Genomic DNA, 25,040 nt, shown 5'->3' with positions numbered 1-25,040 from the left:
GAGATTTGATCTTTCGGAACGTGAGCTCTAGAATTTGGGCTCGACCAATCTCTTTCCATCACAACATGCCGTTTGATATGCGGCACCTGGAATGAAATCTAGCAAGCTTAGGAGGCAGATCGCGCTGGATGCCGCCCGCGCGATGTATTACCGCGAAGAGTCAGAATATTATCGGGCCAAAATGAAAGCGGCCCAGCGCATCGCGCGCGGTTGGGTCAAACCCGCTGACTTGCCCAGCAACGCCGAGATCCGCGATGAGATTCAAGCCTTCGCACGCATGCATGAAGGCAGTACTCGTACTGACAATCTGCAGCAAATGCGGTTAGTCGCTTTGCGCATCATGCGTTTGCTGCAGCGTTTTCGTCCACGTCTGATCGGCAGCGTTATGACCGGGCACGTGCGACAAGGCTCAGACATCGACATTCACCTCTTCTCCGATAGCATCGATGCCATCACGCTCGTGCTCGATGAGCAGATGCTGTTTTACGACGTCGAAAAGAAACGCGTCCAGAAACATGGTGAAGAGCGGATCTTTACTCACATCCACCTGCGTGATGTGTTTCCCGTTGAGCTGACGGTTTATGCCGCGAACTTGGCGCATTATGTTTTTAAAAGCTCAGTTACCGGCAAAGCGATTGAAAGGGCTAGCATCGCTGAGCTGGAAGAACTGCTGGCCGAAGAATATCCAGACTTGCAAGTCGAGCAATCTCTGAGCGACTTGGACGATACGCCCGATCGCTTTCAAGTATTCACTGCACTATTGTTGCCACTGGAGAATGTCAAGCAACATCCCAAGTACCATCCCGAAGGAGATGTGCTGTATCACAGCCTGCAGGTCTTTGATTTAGCTTGCGATGAGCTGCCCTACGACGAAGAGTTCTTGTTGGCTGCCTTGTTGCATGATGTTGGCAAAGGTATTGACCCGCAGCAGCATGTGGCTGCCGGTCTGGAGGCGCTCGAAGGGTTTATCTCAGATCGCACAGCCTGGTTGATTGAGCATCACATGGAGGCGCAGCAAATCCTAGACGGCACGTTGGGAGCGCGGGCCAAACGACGCTTGCATGCGCACGAAAGTTATGACGAACTGCTCATGCTGGCCGAATGCGATCGCGCCGGTCGCGTGGCCGGAGTGGAAACCTCGGATCTAGAGGCCGCGCTGGGGTATATTCGTGACCTGAATGAAAAGTTCGGTTAGAGGCGCTCGTAGTCGCCGCTGCCAAGCGGTGGTCAGTTGAAGGCAGCACGTCCACCGTCTGGCGACGGTGGCTACGGTACACAAAGAAAACAATATTATGCAACTTCAAACGCTCAACTGGCCCAAGGGTGAATTGACGGCAGTCTGGACAGCCGGCGGGCTGTGCAGACTGACCTTTGGACGCATGGAACTGCCGGGCACAGTTCCGATGAATAGTGCGGAGGCCAGGTTAGCTGGGCCGCGAGCTTTAAGCAGTGCACTGGCTGAGTACTTTGATAACCGTGGCGAACTCGATTTTCCGCTCGAGCATCTCGACTGGACCGGAGTGCCCGAGTTTCATCGCCAAGTCCTTAAGTGTTGCGCGCAGATTGCACGTGGTCAGTTTATGACATACGGCCAATTGGCCGCGGCCGCCGGAAGTCCGCAAGCGGCCCGGGCCGTCGGACAGGCCATGGCTCGCAATCGCTGGCCACTGGTCGTGCCTTGTCACCGCGTGATTGGGCAATCGGGTAAACTGACCGGCTACTCAGGCCTGGGCGGCATCGATACCAAACTTTGGCTCCTCGAGATGGAGGGTATCAGCGCCGCCAGCTTGAAAGCCAGTAGCAGTATGCGTCAAGCATTTCGGACATGCTGGTAGCGGAATGCGTCAAGCATTTCGGATATGCTGGGAGCGGAATGCGTCAAGCATTTCGGAGCGTTGCCATTATATCGCGAGCCAACTCAAGACTCGAAAGCCTTGACGGCTTCCGCTACAACTCACTCGAAAGCCTTGACGGCTTCCGCTACAAACCCAGACGAAAGCCTTGGCGGCTTCCGCTACTATCTGTCGGAGGTGATCAATGGTTGTGCGAATGCGACTGACTGTGTTGTGGACGCTGGTGCTCTGGAATCTGTCGGCCTGGGCATTGCAAGCGCAACTGCCACCGTCATGGCCGCAAGTTACTGAAGTTGAAACACAGCCACTCATCGCTGCTACGCGGCGCGTGGTTAGTGCCCTCGAGTTGGCTGGTTCACCGCTGGAGGCTTCGCTGGCTTCTGAGCTGGAGCAGGCTATGACCGGCGATGATTCGTCCGCGCTCAAGCGAATTCAAGAATTGCTTGACCCGTTGTGTTTGGCGGCCGTGTCGATCAATCCGGAAAGCCGCGTGAAAGTCGCCGCACCTATTGCACGTCAAGAATTAACGCAAAACGGCTGGCGAACTTTTTTAATCAAGGTCCATAACGAAGCGGGTGTAACGGCAGCCCTGCGCATCAGTAGTCCTCAAGCTCAGAAATTCTTGCGAGCCAGTTCGGGTTCGCCCGAACCGAAACAGACCATCACCTCGGCCGACGTCCGCGATCGGTGGTTAGAGTTGGCGGTGCTGGACAAGCAGCCCTTATTGCCGACGCTCTCGGGGCTAGCGCTGGAGTATCGACTGGTGCAACTCTATAGTCGCGATGCGGGTGCGCGCGAAGCGACCTTGGCATTTGATGTGGGACAGGGCACGCAGGACCTGGGCTTCCGCAATGAAGCCCCCATGCAGTTTGCCTGCAAACCCGCTAGCGAAGTTCGTTTATCAATCCGCGATACTGATGGCTCGCCTACGACGGCAGCGCTCTTGGTCAAAGATGCTCAAGGCCGTGTGTATCCCAATCCAGCTCGGCGCTTGGCGCCCGACTTCTTCTTTCATCCACAGGTCTACAGGCAAGATGGTGAAACGATTGATTTGCCGCCCGGCCATTACTTTGTAACAGCCACGCGTGGACCCGAATATCACGTCTTTCAAACAGAGATTGATGTTGTGGCCGACAAAGCTCCTGAGCCCTTGGTCGTCAAGCTCGATCGCTGGATCGATCCCACGCAGCGCAGTTGGTTCAGCGGCGACCATCATGTGCATGCCGCAGGTTGTGCGCACTACGATCAACCGACTGAAGGCGTCAAACCTGGCGACATGATGCGCCACATCTTAGGCGAAGATTTGAAAGTGGGTTGTGTGCTGAGTTGGGGACCGTGTTGGTACTACCAAAAGCAATTCTTCGAAGGCCGCACATCGGACCTGAGCAAGCGCGATTACTTGATGCGTTACGATGTCGAAGTTAGCGGCTTTCCTTCATCGCATGCGGGCCATCTGTGTTTGCTGCGTCTTTCCGAAGATGACTATCCTGGTACCGAGCGCATCGAACAGTGGCCCAGTTGGACTTTGCCGGTGCTCAAGTGGGGGCAAGAACAAGGCGGCGTGGTGGGCTACAGTCACAGCGGCTGGGGACTAGCACTGCCCGATTACATGCCCGATGGTTCGCGAGCACCTAGCCCGGGCGGCAAAAATGAATTTGCGCCTCGCGCTGGCGGACGCGCGGCCGACAAGCTGCCGGATATGGCCATGCCGGCCTTTGACGGCATTGGTGCCAATGAGTTTATCGTGACCGTGGCACACGAGGCCTGCGATTTTATTTCAGCCGTTGATACACCCGCGATTTGGGAATTGAATATCTGGTATCACACACTCAACACCGGCTTCCGCTCACGCATCAGCGGCGAGACAGATTTTCCCTGCATCTATGGCGAACGCGTTGGACTGGGACGCATCTATGTACAGCTTGACGAAGGCCAACCACTCAACTACGAACGCTGGGTCCATGGCCTGAAGAATGGTCGCAGCTACTGCGGTGATGGCCTCAGCCATGTGCTCCGCTTTCAGGTAGGCGATACCGCGCTGGGGCAATCGACTGAGGCCAACGGACCGGCCAGCGAACATCGCCTAGCGCAGCCGGGCAAAGTAAAAGTCGTGGCGGATGTCGCGGCCATGCTCGATGCCCAACAATCCAGTGAAGGTCAAGCGATTGCCAAACGTCGTTTGGACGACAAACCGTATTGGCACCTGGAGCGATGCCGCTTGGGCAGCTCGCGCAAAGTACCTGTCGAATTGATCGTCAACGGTCAGGTAGCTGCGCGGCAAGAGATCGAAGCTGACGGCCAGGTGAAAGAACTAAGCTGGAACGTGGAGTTGAAGCATTCGAGTTGGGTAGCCGTGCGGATCTTGCCCTCGGTCCACACCAACCCGATTTTCGTAGTCGTCGATGACAAGCCGATTCGAGCCAGCCGCGCCAGTGCTCAGTGGTGTCGCCAGGCTGTCGACGTGTGTTGGGAGCGCAAACAGAATCAGATCCGCGAGAGCGAGCGCCCAGAGGCCGCCGCTGCCTATCAAAAAGCTCGCGAGATCTACGATGCGCGCCTGTCCGAGAGCGTAGCCCCGTAAGAACTAAACAGCTTCACGTTGAAATAAAAAAAGCGGACGACCTGCGCTGGTAGGTCGTCCGCTTGATTTTTCTTCGCGTGCCCGGCAACGAGCCGAACGAGCGATGAGTAATAAACCTGTTACTTGCCTGTCAGGCGTCGGGTTGGAACGCGAAATTGCTTCCTTTGGTACCCACCGTCGGCAAGAGGCTGAGCAAATTAATGAGAAATTGAATGAGTTAAACGCATGCTCTTTACTGTGGGCGAGCAGCCGTTTGTTTGATTGGTTCTCGTACTCGTGAGAGCAACTCGCGAAGCCGCGATTGGCTCTGCATGCCGGTTAAACTAAAACGTTTCCAGCCGTCAGCTTCCTGCTTGAACATGACAACTTGTGGGAGAGTCGAACCTCGCATCAATTGCTCGGCCAACTCTGGCTTGGCGTCTTTATCGACGACAGCCACCACGACATCATCCAGTTCCCCCGATCCTTTCATGGGTTCAATCGTTTCCTTCTTCATCACTTGGCAGGACGCACACCAATTGGCACCTACCAGGACCAGAAGCGGCTTCTTCTCCTTTTCGGCTTTTGCGCACGCAGCGTCGTACTCGTCTAGGCCTTCGTTCGGCGCTCCCGCAATAGTAATAGCCATCAATAGAGCTATTGCCACATGAACCATACTTGTCATCCCTTCGTGAAAAGACAGTGTGGCGATCAATCAGCAAAGATGAACAGGACTCCTGCCGGTTCAAACAGACTGTCATTGCTGAACTTTAACGACAGTCGGCAGTTCGAGTCCTTTCCACTCCAGCGCGCTGATGTGTCTCGCTGTCAAAGGTTGCTTCAGCCCACAGGGTACAAGTCGAAGATGAGAATCAGGATCTTGGGTTAACTGGCTAAACTCTACCAATCGTGCAACCTTTGACGACCAATGTTGGACCGAGTATAGGCATGGGAATGGTGCTGGCAACCGCCTGCTGTCGTGCTAGCATTATCGTCAGGCCCCTGGAGCCCTCCCGAGTCTTGTACAGCATGACCACTTACAAAACGGATAGAAAACGCCAAGTCTTTCCCATGATGATGGTTACGTAAACGGTACAATGCCAGGATCCGCGTCCTGTGCCCCTCCGCTTGGTGGGGGTCAATTGGTCCAAAAGATTTTTTGCAAAACCAAACCAAAAGAGTGGAATGTGTGGGAAGAACGTTCAAAAGACCCCCAGTGTCATTGGCCTGAGGCCTGTCAGTGGCGTACCCTGGGGACGCAGTGCTCTGGGCTTTCCGCCTGCTGGAACTGCGTTTAGCCTACTAATGTGCGTATCAAGAATCGCAAACCAACCCCTTAGGAGCCAACAATGCGATTGCGAGTGGGACTGATCGGCCTGAGCAAGGATTGGCAGAATCGATACCGTCCTGCCCTGCGAATGCTCCAGGATCGGTTCGAGGTCCGCGGCGTGTACAGTAGTGTCGCACGCCTGGCCGACCAGGTTGCCCAGGAGTTTCACTGTGAACGCTTCGACGGTTACCGCACCATGCTGCAGCGTGAAGACATCGACGCCATCATGCTGCTGGACGGCGATTGGTTCGGCACCCTGCCAATTCATGCCGCCTGCGAATTTGGCAAAGCCATCTATTGCGGGACAGAAGTGGATTTCGAGCCCGCGGTGGCCCACGAATTGCGCAAGGAAGTCGAACAATCTGGTGTGGCATTTATGGCGGAGTTCCCGCGACGATTTGCACCTGCGACTTTGCGTTTGAAGGAATTGATCGCCACGCGCTTAGGCAGACCTCGGCTGTTGTTCTGCCATCGACGCCTGGCCTGCGAGAGCAGCGGCACGCATCAGCGGAGCCAGCGGAGCCTGATCGATCGTAGTCATCGAGAGTTGATGGAACTGATCGATTGGTGTCGCTTCATCGTGGGCAATGAACCGCGGGCTGTTCAGGCGGTCTATCACCCATCAATGACCGAAGCGGCTACCCCCGACTATCAGGTGCTGAGCATGGATTTTTCCAAAGGCGACGCGCCCGACCAGGCAACCTTGGCTCAGATCAGTTGCGGAGCCTACATTCCAGGCAGTTGGCATGAGGCCATTACCTTCCGCCCACCGGCCGGCGTGCAAGTTGCCTGCGAAAAAGGTGTGGCCTTTGTCGATCTGCCCAATTCGCTCATCTGGTTTGACGAAGCCGGTCGGCACCAGGAGTCGCTCGACAGCGAACTATCGGTCGGTCAGCAATTGCTGGCGCAGTTTCACCGGGCCGTGACTAGCCTGGTCCGCAAAATGGGCGACTTAGAAGATGTGTATCGCAGTCTGCATGCGATCGAGAAAGCACAGGCCAGCATGAAACAAGGCGGACGAATGTCGCTGATGTAAGCTCCTGCTGTTTGTGCGTGTTCCCTTACGTTCGCAACCGTTCACTCTTCTTCGAGCGAATCACTGAACTCGTCGTCGGAATCGATCAGTTCGATCACTTCGCCTTGTTCATCTTCCAGCGTCGCACCAGGGCCGGCGCCGGTGTGGCTATCGCGCTTCTGCATGTAGAACTTGATAGGCACTTCGCCGAAGGGCAGGTGATCGCGGAGTACGCCCAGCAAGTAACGCTGATACTGCGAGGTAAAGCCTTGCGGGTTATTGCACATCATCACAATCGTCGGCGGATTGGTCGAAATCTGCGACGCAAAGTAGATTTTGGGTCGTTTGCCCGAGATCATCGACGGTTGCTGCTGCCTGAGGGCGGCTTTGATCAAACGATTGATGGCGTTGGTCGGCACCCGCGTCGAAGCTTGTTTGTACAGCATCTGTCCATGATTGAGCAGCGCTTTGACGTTCTTGCCGGTTTGGCCCGTGATGAAAGCGATCGGACAATACGCCATGGTCGGAAAATGCTCGCGCAAGTATCGCACCCAACGCTCAGTCGGTACCTGCCCGGCGACTTTGTCCCACTTGTTGATCACAAAGATGCAAGGCTTGAACTGCTGCTCGATGTAATGCGCTAGCTGCTTGTCGACGCGGCTGATCGCTTCCATACAATCGAAGAAAAGAAAGACCACGTCGGCCCGGCGAATACTGCGCTGGGCGCGATGGAATCCATAGAAATCGATGTCGGTGCGGATGCTCTTGTTGCGCCGCAGTCCCGGTGTGTCGATCGCCATAAAGCGATAACCGTCCAGTTCGAACAGCACGTCGACGCTATCGCGAGTGGTCCCGGGAACTTCGCTCACGATCATGCGTTCGGCGCGGGCCAGCGTATTGACGAAGGTGCTCTTGCCGACGTTGCGACGACCGACGATCGTCATTTTCATCCGCGCTGGTTCAACTTCGCTGTCTTCGTAGTCCTTCTTGGGCAAGCGTGTCAGGATCTCATCCAGCAGGTCGGTGCGGCCGCGATTCTGCAGCACGCTGACCGGTATCAACCAGCCGCGACCCAGCTTGTGAAACTCGTGAGCCTGCACATCCAGTCCGGCATGGTCGGTCTTGTTGGCTAGCAGCAGGACGGGCTTTTCGACTTTGCGCAGCCGCTCGGCTACTTCTTCATCCAGGGGTGCCACGCCCGTCTTGGTATCGACCACAAACAGAATGACGTCGGCTTCGTCGATGCCGTTGGTGATCTGCTGTTCAATTTCTTTAGTCAGATTATCAACGTCATCGATACCCATGCCGCCGGTATCGACGATTTCAAAGAAGCGATCTTCATGCTCGACCAGCATGGTAATGCGGTCGCGGGTAACGCCAGACATATCGTCAACGATGGCGATGCGTTTACCGCACAACCAGTTGAAAATGCTGCTCTTGCCCACATTGGGGCGGCCAACAATCACGACACGGGGTACCGGCATTAGAATCACCACGGGGAAATTTTTGAGAATCCCCTAGTCTAGTTTATTGCCATACTTTGAACAGTCGCAATTTTTCCCGCCGGCTCGCAGCGCACCCCCCCTGGCCGGCTTGCCCTCCGGCCAGGCTCCCTAAAACTGTTAAAAAAATAACAGATCCAGCTTGATTTGCCCGGGTAGTTGTGTTAGAAAAATAACACATTCTTTTGGGAGGATCGGTTATGGAATTAACACGTCGCGAGCAGCAGATTCTGGACGTGCTGTATTTGCTGGGTGAAGCGACGGCCAACGAGATCGTGGCGGAGATGCCCGATGAACTGGCCAATGCTACGGTGCGTACGCAACTCAGACTCTTGGAGCAAAAGGGAGCAGTGAAACACCGGCAAGACGGCAAGCGATTCATTTATCGACCGGCGGTACCCAAGAAGTCGGCCGCCAGCAGCGCGCTGCGCAAAGTGCTGAACGTCTTCTTCAAAGGCTCAGTCGAAGAAGCCTTGGCGGCACACCTGGCGGATCCCAAAACCAAGATCAGCGACGAAGAAATCCAGCGCCTGCGAGCCTTGATCGATCAACACCACAAACCGGAGAAACGCAAACCATGATGGACTCTCTCAGCCAGACAGTGGGGCTCGATTGGCTGTCGCTAGGCAGCCTGGTGAGCGTGGTAGTGGTTCAGTTATTTCTGGTCGCCGGCCTGGCCACGGCTTTGTCGCGCTGGCAGCCAGCCCGGTTGTTCTGGGGCGCGGGTGCCCAGGGCAATCATCCCAGTGCCCGGGCCCGCCATCGTTTGTGGCTAACGGCCATCGTGCTCGCACTACTGTTGATGCCGGTTCACTTGATCATAGGCGGTTGGCCCATCAACTTGCAGGCCCCGCTCACTACTGAACCCCGTATCGAGGAATTGCAGACCAGTGCGCTAAAGCTCGAGGCAATTGAAAATGCGCCGGTCGGTTCTGTCATCAAGGCTACCATTCCATCCGCCCTGCCACCGGCTGCGGCAGTTCCGACATCAACTGCCCCAGCTGCAGTCATCACTGCGCGAGACATCGGAATGGCTACGTCGAAGGGCACACCAGTTTCCGAAACCAAGCCGGCTAGTGATGCGCGATGGCAACTGCCTGGCTGGCTGGTGTTGATGCGCTGCCTGGTAATCGTTTATGTGGGTGGAGTTGCGTGCCTGGCAGTGCGCGCATGGTTATCGACCATACGACTGTGGTCGCTTGCGCGACGTGGTACGCAACTCCAATTAACACACACGTTGGTTGCTGAGGCGTGCCGTCAAATCGGGCTCAAGCGTATACCGAGAGTTGTGGCTGATGATCGAGTCACGATGCCACTGATGTTTGGCGTGGCTCGGGCCACTGTACTGTTACCCACGGAGTTTGCCAGCTGGCCTCCCGAGGAGCAGCGCTGTGTGCTATTGCACGAACTGGCGCACGTTAAGCGTTTGGACACGTGGTCGCAGTTGGCTTCGTTGACCTTGAAGTGCCTTTACTGGTTTCATCCAGCGAGTTGGTATATGGATGATCAGCAAGCTCGCGTGCGCGAACTGGCGACCGACGAACTGGTCGTCGCTTCGGGCATGCCCGGCGACCGATACGCAACTTGCTTGCTGAATGTGCTCCAGCGATTGCAAGGTCGCCGACCGCCCACGGGGCTGGCAGTGGGCATGGCTTGCTCCATGAATTTAAGCCAACGCATCACGCACATTCTGTCGCTACCAACCGCCAGCGATTCATCAAATCGCGTGCGAGGCTTGGCATTCATTCCGCTGATCGCTTTAATTGCAATCACCACAGTGGAATTGAACTGGGTGACCAGTGAAGCCCTGGCAGTTGCAGCCGCACAGCCGCCTGCAGAACAGGCTCAAGCACCAACAGCGGCACCGGCTGCTGATCCAGTGCAGTCGCCTAGCCCTGTGGAAGCTGACTTTGGTTATTTGCTAACTGCGTGCGGAGTGGTCAGCCAGGCAGAGATGACGGCCATGTTCGCACTCAAACCTGCCATTGCAGCGGTCAGTGGACGCGTGGTGGATGCCGGTGGCCAGCCAGTAGCGGGAGCAGATGTTGCGTTGCATGCAGAGAGCTTTGCCTATTGGCCGCGTATCAATCAGAATCGGCTACCGAGTGCTGTGAACTACTTTAAAGTGCGTCAGAAGTCCGCTACGGCCCGCGCGACTACAGACGATCAAGGTTTCTATGAGTTCAAGTCCGTGCCTTATCCCATCGATCAACTGCCCACTTCGCTACCAGGCTTTGTCACCGTTAGGCATCCTACACAGGGTGTTGGTTGGCGGCATGTCAATCTGAACAGGCAAACCAATTTTCGACAGGCCGATGTCGATGTCCGACTGCAAGAACGCGTCGATCTGCCAGCCGAGGTCGTCTGGCCGGACGGACGACCGCTGGCTGATGCCAAGGTTACGCTCGTTGATTTAGAAGAGCTTAACCCACTTCCCGTTTCGAGGTTCGGCCGACGACTGAATCTAGCTGCGACCGAGTTGGCTCCTCATACAGTTACGGACAGTGAGGGTCGATTCAAGTTGACAAGTTTGCCGCACGGATGCCTGGCCACGGTGATCATCACCCACCCGAGCATAGCGCGCACCGTGGCGGTGATGGCTACCTACAACGATTCCCAGCCGATCGATGCGGTGAATCGCAACGATAATCGCTACCCACCTTCCCGACGCATTTATTGGGACAAACCGTATAAGATCGAAGTGGATCCGGGATACAAACTGGTGGGTCAGGTTGTCGATGAACAATCACAACCGGTTGCGCAGGTCAACGTGGCTCTGCCTGTTGTGAATATGACAACCGAAACCAATGCCGACGGCAATTTCGAGATGGTTCTTCCGAGCAGCCTGAGCCAGCTTAAGCTGCCACACCTTGCACAGCGCATGCTGGAAGCAGCGGCACCTTCGGGATCAGGCTTGCTGAATGGTTTTGCCGTCATCGAGGCAGACAAAATCAAGCGACCGCCGGCAGTCACTTTGCGATTGCGAACTCCGGTGACCGTTACTGGGCAACTGGTCGCGGAACCAGGGCAGAGCCTTTCAGCGATCAAGCCAACGGTCTGTTTTCTGAACGACACCACGCTGGAACGCATTCGAACAGTCATCCCCGCAGAGGATGGTTCGTTTGAAGTCTTACTGCCGCGCGATGTGTATCGCGTGGTGGTGGCTACAGACCAACCCGGTTTCCAATTGCCCCGGGCGCAACAACTTTTAAAAGGCGTGCCTCCCGACGTGGAAACCCTCGCGGGCTATCGCGTCGTATTGGCTACCGACCTTGCGAATCAAGCAACTCTGGAGAGAGTGCCAGCCGATGTGGAAACCATCGTCGGTATAGCGCTCGACACTCGCGATGGCCAGCCCAAGCGCATGGAGCCAGTGGTTATCAAGCGACGACCACCGCTGGAAATCTCGGTAACGTTGCCCGATGGCCAACCAGCCGCGGGGGCTGAAGTCACTCTGCGTACGACGGAGGCGGTTACTTCCGATCGCGGGTTGGTCGGTCAAATAACAACTCAGCTTGAAGCTCCGATCGTGACCAATGCACAGGGACGTATATCGATGCTGCTGCGCAATAACCCAACACCCAATGAGTCGCTGGACATTCGGCTGGTCATAGGTGACAAAGCGTATCGCGCAGCACAGACGCTAGTGGCCGACCAGTATCAGATAAAGGTCGAGCTTAAGAGTGTGGCTTTGCTAAAAGGTCGCGTCACTTTGAATGGTCAACCGCTGGCCGATGCGATTGTCGTTGTATCGATCGACACACCGCGCAATCGTAAGGAGGGCAAAGTCATATTGACCTATATGGAGTCGAAAGAAATTGGTCGACTCACCACGGATGCAGCGGGTAACTACGCCTTGGCCGTGGCACCTGGAGGCCACTATTCTGTTCGCGTTGACTCAGTTCCTGGCAGCAATCGAGATTTCGCTTCTATTTTCACCACGAAAACAGCGACGGCAGACGCGGAGGTGACAAACGTCGAAGCTTGGAATCTGCAAACGGGTGACGAGGAGATCGCGGGTATCGTCGTTGATGGCCAAGGCAGGCCAGTGCCGGGTGCCGTTGTCGAACTCAAGTCGAGCAGCCTCGATGTACATGGCTTGCTCGGATATCTAGCCAGCAGCCAACCCACCACGGACTCGGAGGGACGTTTTCATTTTCGCAAGCTCGTCAAAGGCGACTACCGACTCGAAGTTGGCCCTCCCAGACCAATTCCCGGCCAGCCGGCGCTGAAGTCCGTGATCGAAACCACCGCTGGCACGAAAGATGTGACGCTCAGGTTACTGCCGTAAAAGATGTGGCAGCGGAAACTCCTACTCCTACTCCTACTCGTACTCCTACTCGCTACTTTCGAGTACGAGTACGAGTACGAGGGAGGACGTCAGCAACCAACGTTAGGCACTCAAGCTGACTTCACGCGCCAGCGGCCTTGGGTTCGGCCGGAGCGGAGTTGGCTGGCTGTGCGATTGACGGCTCGCTCGACGGCTCGCAGCTTCTTGGCGACGGCAGGCCGCGAATCGAATCGCTCTAGCGAGTTGCGGTACTTGAGAAAGTACATAAAGGTCTCGGCAAAGTCTTCGCATGCACAAGTCGATGCATAGTCGGAGATGAAATCGCGTCGAAAGTGATCTTCGCGAACTCGACGACGGCCACTCTCGGTGCGGCAGCGCACGACCGCATTCTGGTAACGCTTGTTACCGAGAATTTGCCGCGACCACGCCGTCAGTGGCTTGGGGTTGCAGTTGGTATAAGGCGCACCAAAGGTGCGGGCAAACCACTCGTTTCTGAAGAATTTTGGATCGGTGTAATACCAGGCGTGTCCAAACTCGTGACGAATCGTATCGACTAGCGTAGAGCCGGGAACGCGAGGCAATTGTGGCATATCGCTGGGCAAGTAGATCACGCCCGGGCGAAAACCCAGTCGTCCCCAATCGCCAATCGATTCAAACACATAACCCGCTTCGCCTCGACTCGGGTAATTGGAAACGCAGAGCTCGATATGATCGAGGTATACACCGTCGGCGAGCAATCCGACTTCGGCAAGCTCTCTGCGAACCTGGTTGTAAGCGCGGTCAACATCCACCATGGGGCCACCAGTGAAAGCCAGTGCTGGTTAAGTTAAAAACAGCTGGATTGCGGTATGCATTTCCAGCCGCGGCTTTCCCTGCCCACCACCAAGTCTGACTCCCAGGGCCGCGCCAGGCAACCGCTTTCTGCCATTTACCGCCCCACCCTCTGCGACCCCTTACTTTGGGTGGATTGCCTATAGCTATCATAAGCTAGGCCGGAAATTCCGTTAATGGCGTCGAGACTCCCATTGCCATCCGGCTTTTGGTGGCTGGGTGTGTCCTGACTAGCTCATTTTTACCCATTTTGGGAGCCGGTAATCCGCCATGTCACCATTTGTCCACTCCCCTGTCGGGGTGTTTGGCTACAGCCGAAATTGGTCAAATTTTCTGGCGCGTTTCTGCCGGAATAATCGGAGCGAAGTGGACAAGTTGTAGATAGATCACCCCTGGCCGCACCTGGTCGGCAGGTTCCTGGTCGGCGGAGCAGCATGTCCAAAATCGCGTTAGGGCCAACGGGGGGCAGAGAGTGCGGGCCACAGCCTATTGAACGACATCGACCAAGCTGCTGCAAAAGAGGCGGCCTTGAAATTCATTTGTATTTACGTAGTGGCCCGCGCTGCGCCGGCCTCGACGGGACGTTACAGCTCGCATGTGCGCTAGCGAGGATCAGTCGAAAAAGTCGACGACAGCCGTGTCGAGATCATAGTACGCGCCGACGATCTTCAAGCTGCCATCTTTGACCATAGCGCGCAAGACTGGACTGCGACGAGTTATCTGTTTGACGTTGTGTCGCACGTTGTTCTTGGCTACGTGATCAACGAATGCAGGATTGGTGGAGAGCTTCTTGCCTCGAAATGTTTGACTGCTGCGCTTCACGATAGGACGTATCTTCGAGAGCATTGAAGTAATGTTGCCAATCTTCACATTGTCGATCGCCGATTTTATCGCGCCGCAATACTCATGACCAAGCACTACGATCAACTTCGCCCCAGCTACATGACATGCAAACTCCATGCTGCCAAGTAAGTCTTCATTGACGAAGTTACCAGCCACACGACCCACAAATAGATCACCGATACCTTTATCGAACACATCCTCAACAGGTACGCGGCTATCGACGCACGAAAGCACCATAGCTTTAGGGTACTGGCCGGCTGAAGCCAAGCGAACTTGGGCTGTATGATCGCGAGCGGTGATGTCGTTGTTGACGAATCTCGCATTGCCCTCTTTCAGACTCTGCAACACCTCATCAGGAGTGAGTCTCGCTTGTTCCTCTGCTGTTAAAACGGTCGAGACGAGTGCTTTGCGTGGCATGTGTAACTTTGTTCCTGCTTTGGTTGTGGCATAGGCTTCTAGCCTGTGTTGTGGCATAGGCTTCCAGCCTGTGTGTTTGGCAAGGGCTTCCAGCCTGTGTGACAATACCGTTGGGTTCCGTGTGGCAGTTGGGTCGGTTGGGTCGGTTGCAAATTGGAATAGCGGGAGCAAGTGGCTGAGGACAGCCGCTCTACACTGGCAAACTGCGCCACCAAGCGATCAGGTCGCTGGCCGGTACGGGGCGTTGGCTGTGTCGGAGCATGTTCACCAGTTGCGCACGATGGTGCGTGCCATGCGTGCATAACTGCGTGAAGGCTTCGCTGCGGCGGGCGAGCAATCTAACGCCACCTGGTTTCGCCTCCAGCACTTCTTGCGCCGCCTTGTTGTCGGTCTGGGCTGCCTGCGCCAATCGCGTGGCATAAACGGTATCGAAGTGTTCTTGCATGGCTGGAATGTCTAGTTCTGGGAGAGGTTGCCACGAGTCACCTTGACTGTCCATGATGGCGTTCCATTTCAGCTCGACATTCAGCATGTGCATCAGCGTCTTGCGAATCGATCCAGGGCCCATCGCGAAATCACGATCCAGGATCTCCGCAGACGCATCCGTTAGCAAGTTCAGGATTTGATTGGTGGCCCATTGGCCGTACTCGATGTAGCGCTGCATCGCCAACCCATCCCAGCGCACCATCCAGCCAGGTGAGACGGCGACTTGCAGTCCCATATTCTTGCAGGCCGTCACTGATTCCGCCGGTTGTTCCAACGTCGGTCGGGCCAGTTTGTAGACGATAAAATCCAAACCAATCGGCACCGTGCGACCGAAGGCTTTTAGATACGACAGTGCTTGTGCGCGATGGTAGACACTGTGGTTAGCCACATGTAACAGCAGGACGTCCAGCGGATTGGACCACTCTTGGCCCTTGGCGTCTTTGTAGTTGATCACGCGTTTGAACGCCGAATCGACTTCGGCCTTGATCATCTGCAAACGAGCTTGCGACATCTGGCGCAGTTGGGCATGGATATCATCGGGTGCCAAGCCCATCGACTCGATCGGAAATGGTCGCCACGGTGCGACTTGCCAACGCTCGAGCCAGATTTGTTCGGCGGCTAACAAGTGAAAGAGCGTATTGCGAAGCGTTCCCAGCCCCAACTCGCGGGGCTGGTCCAATTGGGCGTTGGTGAGGTCATCGCACATCTTGAACAGTCGAGCGTTAGCCCAATCGTTATAGCGGTACAGATCTTCGATCTGCGATATCGTTTCGAGCATATCAATAGGATCACTTAGGGGATGGAGGGGCACTGTGACCAGTGGTTTGTATGGCCTGAGCTTGTCAGGTCAAAGCTACTGAAGGCACAGCCTACCACTGGGCGAGGTTTTTTGAAACGCAGAGTCCGCTTGTTCTTCTCTGCGATCCTCGGCGAACTCTGCGTTTTAAGGTGGAACCCAAAAGCTCACACGATCAGCTATAGGCCAATAGAAACTCAGCCCGATAAGCTTGGGGGTTATTGGGAAAGAGACGCTGGGGTTGATCAGCGCTGCCGTCTTGGAAGCGGCGTTTAGGATAGATGGGCATGTCCCAACCGGTGAGCGCTTTGATGCCGGCTTTTACAACTTGTCCTTTAAGCTCGTACAGTTTGTCGTGCTGCCAATCGGTCAACTCGATAAATGGTATACCTTCGGCAACTGCGATGACCTGTGGCAAGGCATACGGGCTGAAGCCGCGGAAGCCCAACTGTTGTCCGGGCGCGTAGCTCCGCACGTGGCCGCGGCTCTGTCCGCCGCTGAAGGTCAACGAATGCTTGATCGCGTTGACGCCCCAACCTTCTTGATAGAGCATCAGGTTGTTCAGCACACTACGAATGGTTAGTTCGGGGTTGTCTTCGATCGGGTAGTCTTTCAAGTTCTCGTCACCGCCATCGCCATCGACCAGCCACTGCCAATCGGGATAACGAGTGCGAATGGCTTTGCACAGCGCTAGGCCCATCGTGGCGGCTTCGACATCCAAGCGTTTGTAATCTTCGAGGACTCGAATTGTCTCGCGCCAATCGATGGCACTGGCCGGCACATCGATCGTTTCCAGCAGCATCTCCATGTCCAAAGCCTGCAAGAACTGACGAGCTTGCCGCCAATCGGGACTATCACCATCGACGGCGAGTGTAAATGCTTTTAGTCGAGCCGGATTCTCGCCGCGTTTGAGCAGCAGGTGCATCAGCACTAACAGCACCGAACCCGAATCGATTCCACCGGAGAATAGCACGCCAATCGGTTCACGCGACTCGATGGAATCGAGCCAACGCTCGCATTGCTCAGCCAAAGCCCCCATGTATTGCCGCCCGATGGTCTCAACATTGGCCGGTAGACTGTTGCGCGTGGGCGTAAAGAAGCGATCGCACGTCGGGTTGGGATCTGGGCAGCCGATCAATTTCAAATGCAGCACATGATGAGCCGGCACCATCCGCGTATAAGAGGGATGGAACTGGTCGCCCAGTCCTAGTTCGTCCAGTTTCTGGCGAATAGCATCGATACGTTCGGCCACAATCAAGCACGGGCCGTCGGACTGTTTGGCCAGAAAATAGCGGAGCGGCCGGCCAATGGTGCGCGCCAAACGCACGTCTTTGCCTTGGTAAGCCACCAAGGCAAATTGCCCTTCGATTTGGCTGACCTGGGCGGCATCCCCACTTCGCACCCGCTCGGTAGCCTCGGCGACGGACATATTGAAGATGAGGTTGCTTTGAGGATCGACTAGATCAAACACTTTTTCGATATAAGCCGCCTGGTGCATGTCCGAGTCCCTACTTGAGAATAGTCCCAGCCGAAAAGACTGAGTGTAAAGCGGCTGAATCCAGCCGCAAGACGTAGAGCTGCTGTCCTCAGCTGCTCAGCACCCTCTAACCAACGTTTCTTCCGACTGGGTGACCAGCGTTACAAGTTGACGACTTGCCGGGTGGTCAAGTTCTTTGCTAAAACGCAGAGGCCGCGGAGCCCGCAGAGAAAAAACGCTGTCTTCTCTGCGATTCTCTGTCTCTTTGCGTTTGGAAACGGAACCCTCTAACCAACGTTTCTTCCGACTGGGTGACCAGCGTTACAAGTTGACGACTTGCCGGGTGGTCAAGTTCTTTGCTAAAACGCAGAGGCCGCGGAGCCCGCAGAGAAAAAACGCTGTCTTCTCTGCGATTCTCTGTCTCCCTGCGTTTGAAAACGGAGCCCTCTAACCAACGTATCTTCCGACCGGGTGACCAGCGTTATAGGTTGATGACTTGCCGGGTGGTCAAGTACTTTGCTGAAACGCAGAAGCCGCGGAGCCCGCAGAGAAAAAACGCTGTCTTCTCTGCGATTCTCTGTCTCCCTGCGTTTTAAAACGGAACCCTCTAACCAACGTATCTTCCGACCGGGTGACCAGCGTTATAGGTTGACGACTTGCCGGGTGCCGAGCGGCTGAGGACAGCCGCTCTACGAGAATACGCGATCAACTATTGCTTCTCAGCTTGCCGCTCCGATATACTTCTTGTTGGGTACATGACCGCTTACCACACCATTTCGCAGGGTTGAGACTCATGGATAATGTCCGCAAGCAGGCCAAAGTGGCCAAGCGCAGATTGGTCTCGGAGCGATTCTTTAAATATCTCTCGAACAACTTGCTGGTGTGGTTGGGTATTGCCTTAGTCGGTTTGGCTCTGCCTATCTTTATGGTAATGGCCGTCGACAAAGTCATTTGGTATGCATCGTGGCTGGGCGGCGCGGTTGTGCTGGCATTGATTGTCAACACGATCATGACTTGGATCGGTCGACCTACGTTAACGGACGCAGCAGTCGAGATCGATCGGCGCTTTGCGCTGCGTGAACGGCTTTCCAGTGCGCTGATGCTGGGGCCGGAAGATCGTGAAACCGAGTTAGGACAAGCCTTGGCGGCTGACGCTGAAAAACGCGCCACGCAAATCGATGTGCGCGATCAATTCAAGTGGGGCGTGCATCGCGGCTTACTCTTGCCAGTGATTCCCGCCCTGTTGGCTTTGGGGCTGTGGTTCGCTCCGCTGCGTCAAGCGGATGAAGACGCAGCCAAGGCCGGTGCCAAAGTTAATCAGATAGCCAACTCGACCAAGCCTCTGATCGAACAGCTCAAAAAGAAACGCGAAGAGCTCGAGAAGCAAGGCCTCAACGAAGCGGCCGACGTATTCCGCCAACTCGAAGCCAAGCTGAACGACTTGCAGAAAGATACCAAGCTCGATACCAAACAATCGTTAGCCAAGTTGAACGACATCAAGCAACAGCTCGAGAAACGCAAAGAAGAACTGGGCAGCTCGGAAGCACTTAAGAAGAATCTGCAAAACCTGGAGAAGCTCGAACCAGGTCCAGCCGACGAAATGACCGAAGCGATGAAGAAGGGTGACTTCGACAAAGCTGAAACCGAAGCTCAAAAGTTGCTCGAAAAGATGAAGTCCGGTGATGGTCTCAGCAAAGAAGACATGCAGAAGCTTGAGAAGCAACTCTCTCAGCTAGAAAAGGCGCTCAGCGAAGCGGCCTCGTCCCATGAAGAAGCCAAGAAGTCGCTCGAGCAACAAATGAAGCAAGCCGAAGCGGCTGGCGATATGCAGAAAGCCGCTCAGCTGGAACGCAAGCTCTCGGAGATGATGGCCAAAGACTCCCAGATGCAGCAGATGCAACAAATGGCTGATACCCTCTCGGAAATGCAGAAGGCGATGTCCGAAGGCGATCAAAAGTCTGCCGAGCAACAATTGCAGAAGATGGCTGAGCAACTGCAGAAGATGAGCCAACAAGACGGCGAGATGGAAAACCTAGACGAGTTGATGGATAGCCTCTCGCAGAGCAAGTCACAGATGGCCTGCGATAAATGCAACGGCAAAGGCTGTGCGAAATGCATGAACGCCGGCATGGGCAAGATGGGCCAAATGCCAGGAGACGGCATGGGCGAAGGCAAAGGCCAAGGTGAACGTCCAGAAGAAGAAAACGAAACCGATTTCTTTGACTCCCGCATTCGCGAACAAATGCGAAAAGGTGAAACCGTCTTCGGTGGCAAAATCGGCGGCGAGAATCGCAAAGGTGTAACCACTGCCGAAGTTCAACAAGCCGTCCTGACCTCGCTGGCCGAAGAACCAGAAGCTCTCGACAATCAACCTCTGCCCAAGAGCCAACGCGAACACACCCGCGAATACTTCAACGCCCTCCGCGACGGAAAGAAGTAAGACGGCACGCTGTAGGACGGGTTGTAGGACGGGTCTCCAGGCCCGTCCACGTCTTTCCCACGTCTGTGGCATGTAGGGCCCTCGGCTAACGCCGTGGGTTTTAATTTGGACGGGCCTGGAGACCCGTCCTACGCGCCGTCGGTTTGGACGGGCCTGGAGACCCGTCCTACGACCAGTCCTACATGCGTTCGACGACACCGATGCCTAGCAAGCTCAAGCCTAACTTCAACGTGCTGGCAGTCGCATGACACAAGAGCAAGCGACTGTCGCGCAGAGCGGGTGTGGGTGCGTTGTTGACGTGGCATTGATCATAGAAGCTGGCGAACTGTTTGCTCAGTGCATACATGTATGCCGTCAACTGGCTGGGGAAGTAGCCATCCAAGCACGACAGCAATGCATCTTCAAACTGGATCAGCTTCAGAGCCAACTCGCGTTCCGCGTTTTCTTCTAGCGTCAAAGCAATGCCGCTCGACCAGGCCGCAGTTGGTACCACATCGGCTTTGGCGAGAATGCTGGCGATGCGGGCGTAGCTGTATTGGATATAGGCGGCGGTGTTGCCTTCCAGTTGCACCATCTGGTTAACGTCGAACACATAATCGCTGGTGCGATTGTGGCACAGGTCGGCGTATTTGATCGCTCCCAGACCAACCGTTTCGGAAACCAATTTCTGCTCGGCTTCGGACATCAGCAGGTTCGCCTTCTGCAGTCGGGCTGGATCGCAAACAACTTGATAAGCCCGATCAACTGCTTCATCCAGCAAGTAATCCAGGCCGACAACCGAACCATCGCGGGTCTTGAAGGGCTTGCCGTCTTTGCCGGTCACGGTCCCGAAGGCGATGTGCTGCATATCGATTTTGTCGTAACCGATCTGGCGAGCCGCCGCGAACAGTTTGGCAAAATGCTCACCCTGCCGATGGTCGACTACGTACAACATGACGTCGGGGTGAAAGTGCTGGTCGCGATATTCAATGGTGGCCAAGTCGGTGGTCGCATATAGAAAGGCACCATCGGCTTTACGAACGATCATCGGTGCGTCGAAGCCTTCGACGAAGATACACAATGCACCATCGCTAGTCTGAGCCAGGCCCGACTGGGTGAGTCGTTCAACCAAGGGCTCCAGCATCGGGTGATAAAAGCTTTCGCCGTATTGATGATCAAAAGTAATGTTCAAGCGATCGTAAACTAACTGGAGCTCGCCCAAGCACAGCGGCATGAACTGTTGCCATAGCGCCAGGTTCTCCGGATCGCCTTGGTGCAGTTTCACGGTTTCCAACTGAGCTTGCGTTTCCAGTTGTGGATGGCTGGCCACCAGCTTGGCCAGCGCAGGATCACTGGCGACCTTGTCGATTTTCTTATCGAGATCTTGCAGCGCTTGTTCGGCTTCGGCGAGGCCGCGCGTGACTGCTTTCAGTTCTTTCTCGGCTTTTTTCTTGTCGGCCGTCGCTCGAGCTTCGGTCAGTTTCAATTTCTCAGTTGCCCGGTCGATGGCTTCGAGCGCTTGTGGGCGCTCGGCCACGGCTGACTGGTATCCGATGATCTGCTGCACGAGTCGATAGAGCCGACTCAGTTCGGCGACGGGCGTGGCTGCGAACGCAGTCTTGTCGACGAAATGTTTGTAGCCATAAATCACCATCCCGAATTGCGTGCCCCAGTCGCCCAGGTGATTGTCGGTGATCACTCGGTGGCCCAGAAATCGCAAGATACGCGAAAGTGCGTCGCCAATCACGGTCGAACGAATGTGACCAACGTGCATGGGCTTGGCCACGTTGGGAGCGGAGAAATCAATCACGTAAGTTTGCCGTTGGCCGGCTGAATCAACCCCTAGTCGCTCGTCCAGCAAAGCAGCCTGGACGGCTTGGGCCAGCACATCGGACTTTAGTCGCAAATTGATGAAGCCGGGTTTGACGATCTCCGGTGGCAAACACAGGTCGTCAATCTGCAATCGGCTAACCACTTCGGCCGCAATATCCATCGGCTTCTTGTTCAGAACGCCTTCCAGTGGCATAGCGATATTGGCTTGATAATCACCGAATCGAGCATCGCGAGCTGGCGCGATACGCTGAGCATGCTCGGCCGGCTGATCGACCAGTCCGGTAAGTGCTGCGGTAAATCGTGCTCGCAAAGTTTCGATCAGTTTCATCGGTCGGCAACCTTAAAATGTGGCATACGCACTAGTGTGGCATAGGCTTCCAGCCTGTGGTCAATCAAGCAGCCCAGACTTCCAGCTCTCCTGTGGCATGTGATGTCATAGACCCAAAGCCCAGCCCACACGAATGCCAGATTATTATCGCTCCCCTGGATTTTTGCAGTGGGGCAAGGAATTGGGTTACAATGGAGTTTTCCTGCCCACTTTCCCACCTCTGCCGGCTATGACTTATCCCATGCTGCGAAAGTTCGTTGCCCACAGTCCAATCTTCCGCAATGCCATGGCCGTATGCATGGGCATGTGGTGCAGTCTGGGCCTGGTCGATTTAGCGCACGGGCAAACTGCGACGCAGCAAGTTGATTTCGACGGCCAGATTTTGCCGATTTTCCAGAAACATTGCTTGGGCTGCCACGGAGCCGATGATGCCCAGAGCAAGTTGCGGCTCGATTCGATGCTCGATGCACTGCGTGGAGGCGATTCAGGCGAGGCGACCATTGTCCCTGGCGAGAGCGATCGCAGCCACTTGATGCAGCGCATCACCAGCGCCGATGCTGCTCTGCGCATGCCGCCCGACGACGCCGAGCCCCTGGCGGCCGACGAGATAACCTTGCTCGGACAGTGGATCAATGAGGCATCAGCTTGGAACGCAGCTCGCGATCAACTTGCCCAACAATCGGTGACGCACTGGTCGTTCCAGCCAGTTGGTCAGCCCGCCATCCCGCAAGTTGGCCAGGCTCATCCGATCGATGCCTTCATCGTCGCCAAGTTGCAAGAGCAAGGACTGTCGCTATCGCCGCGCAGCGATCCGCGCCGATTGATCCGACGGTTGTACTTAGTCATGCAGGGCTTGCCGCCCGATCCGCACCAGGTCGAGTGGTTTCTCATTGAGAATCAGACCAGCGATCCCGCGCAAGTTTGGGATGCCTGGATCGATCGAGTACTCAGCAGTCCACACTACGGCGAGCGGTGGGCCATGCACTGGCTGGACCTGATTCGTTTCGGCGAGACCAATGGATTTGAAACCAATCGTGAACGACCCAATGCGTTTCACTTTCGCGATTGGGTGATTCAGTCGCTAAACGACGACCTGCCCTATGATCAATTCATTCGCCAGCAACTGGTGGGCGATGCTCTCGGGGCACCAGTGGCCACGGGGTTTCTGGTCTCGGGGCCCAACGATATAGTCAAAGGTCAAGACAAGCTTCTCGGTTTGATGCAGCGTCAAGATGAATTGTCGGACATCGTCAACACGACCGGTACAGCTTTCTTGGGTTTGACCACTGGTTGTGCGCGCTGCCACAATCACAAGTTCGATCCAATCTCGCAAACCGACTTCTTTGCCTTGCAAGCCATCTTTGCAGGTGTCGAACATGCCGATGGCCAATTGCCACTGACGCCTGATCAGCAACAAGAGCTGGTCCGACTGGATGATCAAATCCGTCAAGCCAAATCGATCTTGGATAAACTCACCGCGCAGTCCGAACTTCGCCCGCCGGTCAACCCGCGCGAGAATGTCGAGTCCTTCGAGCCTCGCCGGGCACAATTCGTGAGGTTCTCGATCCAGCGCTCGAGCGCATCCGAACCATGTATCGACGAGTTGCAAGTTTTCTCGGGGCAAGCCAACGTAGCTTTAGCCAGCCTGGGGACGCAGGCCACATCATCGGGTGACTTCGTTCATCCGTTTCATAAGCTCGAGCATATCAATGATGGGCAGTTCGGCAACTCGCGCAGCTGGATTGCCAGTACGGCCAGCGATGCCTGGTTGCAATTAAAGTTGCCTGAGCCGAAAGACATCGAGCGCATCGTGTGGGGACGCGATCGCGACGGCCAGTTCGCCGATCGTTTGGCGTTGGATTATAAAATCGAGCTGTCGCTAGACGGTCAGCAGTGGCAGACTGTAGCTTCGTCCAAGGATCGCCTGCCAGCCACAGGCAGTCAGCAGCCGCGTTACGATCTGAGCCAGGTTGCCGTTGAGCATCGCTCGGCGGCCGAAGCTGCGCTCGAGACACTCACCAGCAGCGAAACAGCCAAACGTACGCTGACGGCCGCGCGAATGGCTTACACCGGCAAATTCGTGGCGCCACCTGAAATCAATCGACTGTTTCGCGGTGATCCGACCGCACCGCGCGAAGTTGTATCGCCCGGCGCGATCGGCTCGCTGGGGCAATTGAATCCACCGCTAACCAATGCCACCAGCGAACAACAGCGACGCCTGGCCCTGGCCGATTGGATTGCCAATCGGGACAATCCATTAACGGCGCGTGTTATGGTCAATCGCTTGTGGCAGTTTCATTTTGGCACTGGGCTAGTTGATACGCCCAGTGATTTTGGAGCTAACGGGACATTGCCCACGCATCCAGAACTGCTCGACTGGCTCGCCTGGCAATTTATGGAGCATGGTTGGTCGCCGAAGTACATGCATCGACTGATTCTCACCAGCCAGACCTGGCAGCAATCCAGCCAACCGCGCACCGCTGGCTTGGCCATTGATGCCGCCTCGCGACTGTTGTGGCGATTTCCGCCGCGGCGATTGGAAGCAGAACCGATTCGCGATTGCATGTTGGCGGTCACCGGTAAGTTGGACCGATCGCTGGGCGGAGCGGGATTCAGCGCCTTCGAAGTCGAACTTGAAAACGTGCGGCACTATTTTCCCAAGAAGGATTATGGTCCCGGCGATTGGCGGCGCATGGTCTACATGACCAAAGTGCGTCAAGAGAAAGACTCGGTCTTTGGCGTCTTCGATTGTCCCGATGCCAGCCAGGTTACTCCCAAACGCAGTCGTTCGACCACGCCGCTCCAGGCTCTGAACTTGCTCAACAGCCGTTTTGTGTTGCAGCAAGCCGAGTTTTTGGCGGCCAAGCTCCAGGCGGCTCGCGAGTCAACCCCTGAGCGCATCGAACTGGCCTGGCAACTTTGTTACGGCCGCCCCGCCGCTGTCGCTGAAGTCCAAGCCGCCAGCCAGTTTGTAGCTGAATCTGGTTGGGAACAGTTCGCCCGTGCCTTGCTGAACTCCAACGAGTTTGTGTTTATCCCCTAGTGGTTTGAACGAGTAA

15 protein-coding genes are annotated in these 25,040 nt (G+C 55.7%); 8 read left to right on the top strand and 7 right to left on the bottom strand.

Translation table 11 applies throughout. The features are described from left to right. Positions 1-91: 91 nt before the first annotated feature. From SH573x_RS25900 to SH573x_RS25890, 3 genes are all read left to right on the top strand, one after another. Positions 92-1,195: an HD domain-containing protein gene (locus SH573x_RS25900; RefSeq protein WP_479350951.1), complete on the top strand. Its 1,104-nt coding sequence runs from the start codon at positions 92-94 to the stop codon at positions 1,193-1,195. Positions 1,196-1,292: 97 nt separating this feature from the next. Beyond that, the gene (locus SH573x_RS25895) at positions 1,293-1,835 is read left to right on the top strand and encodes a methylated-DNA--[protein]-cysteine S-methyltransferase (RefSeq protein WP_479350950.1); all 543 of its coding nucleotides are present in this window, start codon (positions 1,293-1,295) and stop codon (positions 1,833-1,835) included. 202 nt (positions 1,836-2,037) lie between these two features. Then, a complete protein-coding gene (locus SH573x_RS25890; protein WP_479350949.1) occupies positions 2,038-4,434 on the top strand; it encodes a CehA/McbA family metallohydrolase in 2,397 nt (798 codons plus the stop codon). A 232-nt stretch (positions 4,435-4,666) separates the two neighbouring features. Here SH573x_RS25890 and SH573x_RS25885 read toward each other — a convergent pair whose 3' ends face one another. Continuing rightward, positions 4,667-5,089 (bottom strand): thioredoxin family protein, encoded by a 423-nt coding sequence (locus SH573x_RS25885; RefSeq protein ID WP_479350948.1) that lies wholly within the window; start codon positions 5,087-5,089, stop codon positions 4,667-4,669. 673 nt (positions 5,090-5,762) lie between these two features. On the opposite strand from SH573x_RS25885, the gene SH573x_RS25880 reads away from it, so the two are divergent. Further along, positions 5,763-6,779 (top strand): Gfo/Idh/MocA family protein, encoded by a 1,017-nt coding sequence (locus tag SH573x_RS25880; RefSeq protein WP_479350947.1) that lies wholly within the window; start codon positions 5,763-5,765, stop codon positions 6,777-6,779. Between the two features lie 41 nt (positions 6,780-6,820). Here the strand turns inward: SH573x_RS25880 and der are convergent, their stop codons facing one another. Further along, positions 6,821-8,242 carry a ribosome biogenesis GTPase Der gene (gene der, locus SH573x_RS25875; RefSeq protein ID WP_479350946.1) on the bottom strand — a complete coding sequence of 474 codons (1,422 nt, stop codon included), beginning with the start codon at positions 8,240-8,242 and terminating at the stop codon, positions 6,821-6,823. Positions 8,243-8,460: 218 nt separating this feature from the next. Here der and SH573x_RS25870 point away from each other — a divergent pair, with 218 nt between their 5' ends. Further along, positions 8,461-8,841 (top strand): BlaI/MecI/CopY family transcriptional regulator, encoded by a 381-nt coding sequence (locus SH573x_RS25870; RefSeq protein ID WP_479350945.1) that lies wholly within the window; start codon positions 8,461-8,463, stop codon positions 8,839-8,841. After that, positions 8,838-12,551, top strand: a complete 3,714-nt coding sequence (locus SH573x_RS25865) for a carboxypeptidase regulatory-like domain-containing protein (protein WP_479350944.1) — start codon at positions 8,838-8,840, stop codon at positions 12,549-12,551. Before SH573x_RS25870 ends, SH573x_RS25865 begins: the two co-directional genes overlap by 4 nt. Before the next feature lie 110 nt (positions 12,552-12,661). Here SH573x_RS25865 and SH573x_RS25860 read toward each other — a convergent pair whose 3' ends face one another. The 4 genes from SH573x_RS25860 to SH573x_RS25845 form a co-directional block, all read right to left on the bottom strand. Further along, the gene (locus SH573x_RS25860) at positions 12,662-13,345 is read right to left on the bottom strand and encodes a putative zinc-binding metallopeptidase (RefSeq protein ID WP_479350943.1); all 684 of its coding nucleotides are present in this window, start codon (positions 13,343-13,345) and stop codon (positions 12,662-12,664) included. A gap of 649 nt (positions 13,346-13,994) precedes the next feature. After that, positions 13,995-14,699, bottom strand: a complete 705-nt coding sequence (locus SH573x_RS25855) for a carbonic anhydrase family protein (RefSeq protein WP_479350942.1) — start codon at positions 14,697-14,699, stop codon at positions 13,995-13,997. A 133-nt stretch (positions 14,700-14,832) separates the two neighbouring features. Next, positions 14,833-15,906: a DinB family protein gene (locus SH573x_RS25850; protein ID WP_479350941.1), complete on the bottom strand. Its 1,074-nt coding sequence runs from the start codon at positions 15,904-15,906 to the stop codon at positions 14,833-14,835. Between the two features lie 193 nt (positions 15,907-16,099). Then, complete coding sequence (locus tag SH573x_RS25845) at positions 16,100-17,422, bottom strand: asparagine synthase-related protein (RefSeq protein WP_479350940.1); 1,323 nt, start codon at positions 17,420-17,422, stop codon at positions 16,100-16,102. A 772-nt stretch (positions 17,423-18,194) separates the two neighbouring features. Here SH573x_RS25845 and SH573x_RS25840 point away from each other — a divergent pair. Further along, positions 18,195-19,841 carry a 6TM ABC transporter family protein gene (locus SH573x_RS25840; RefSeq protein ID WP_479350939.1) on the top strand — a complete coding sequence of 549 codons (1,647 nt, stop codon included), beginning with the start codon at positions 18,195-18,197 and terminating at the stop codon, positions 19,839-19,841. A 178-nt stretch (positions 19,842-20,019) separates the two neighbouring features. Here the strand turns inward: SH573x_RS25840 and argS are convergent, their stop codons facing one another. Continuing rightward, a complete protein-coding gene (argS, locus tag SH573x_RS25835; RefSeq protein ID WP_479350938.1) occupies positions 20,020-21,981 on the bottom strand; it encodes an arginine--tRNA ligase in 1,962 nt (653 codons plus the stop codon). A gap of 133 nt (positions 21,982-22,114) precedes the next feature. On the opposite strand from argS, the gene SH573x_RS25830 reads away from it, so the two are divergent. Further along, entirely contained in the window at positions 22,115-25,024 is a 2,910-nt protein-coding gene (locus SH573x_RS25830) for a DUF1553 domain-containing protein (protein ID WP_479350937.1), read from the top strand. The last annotated feature ends 16 nt before the right edge of the window (positions 25,025-25,040 follow it).

Source organism: Rania fehmarnensis (genome assembly GCF_056494185.1).
This window is presented reverse-complemented; position numbering and strand designations above follow the sequence as displayed.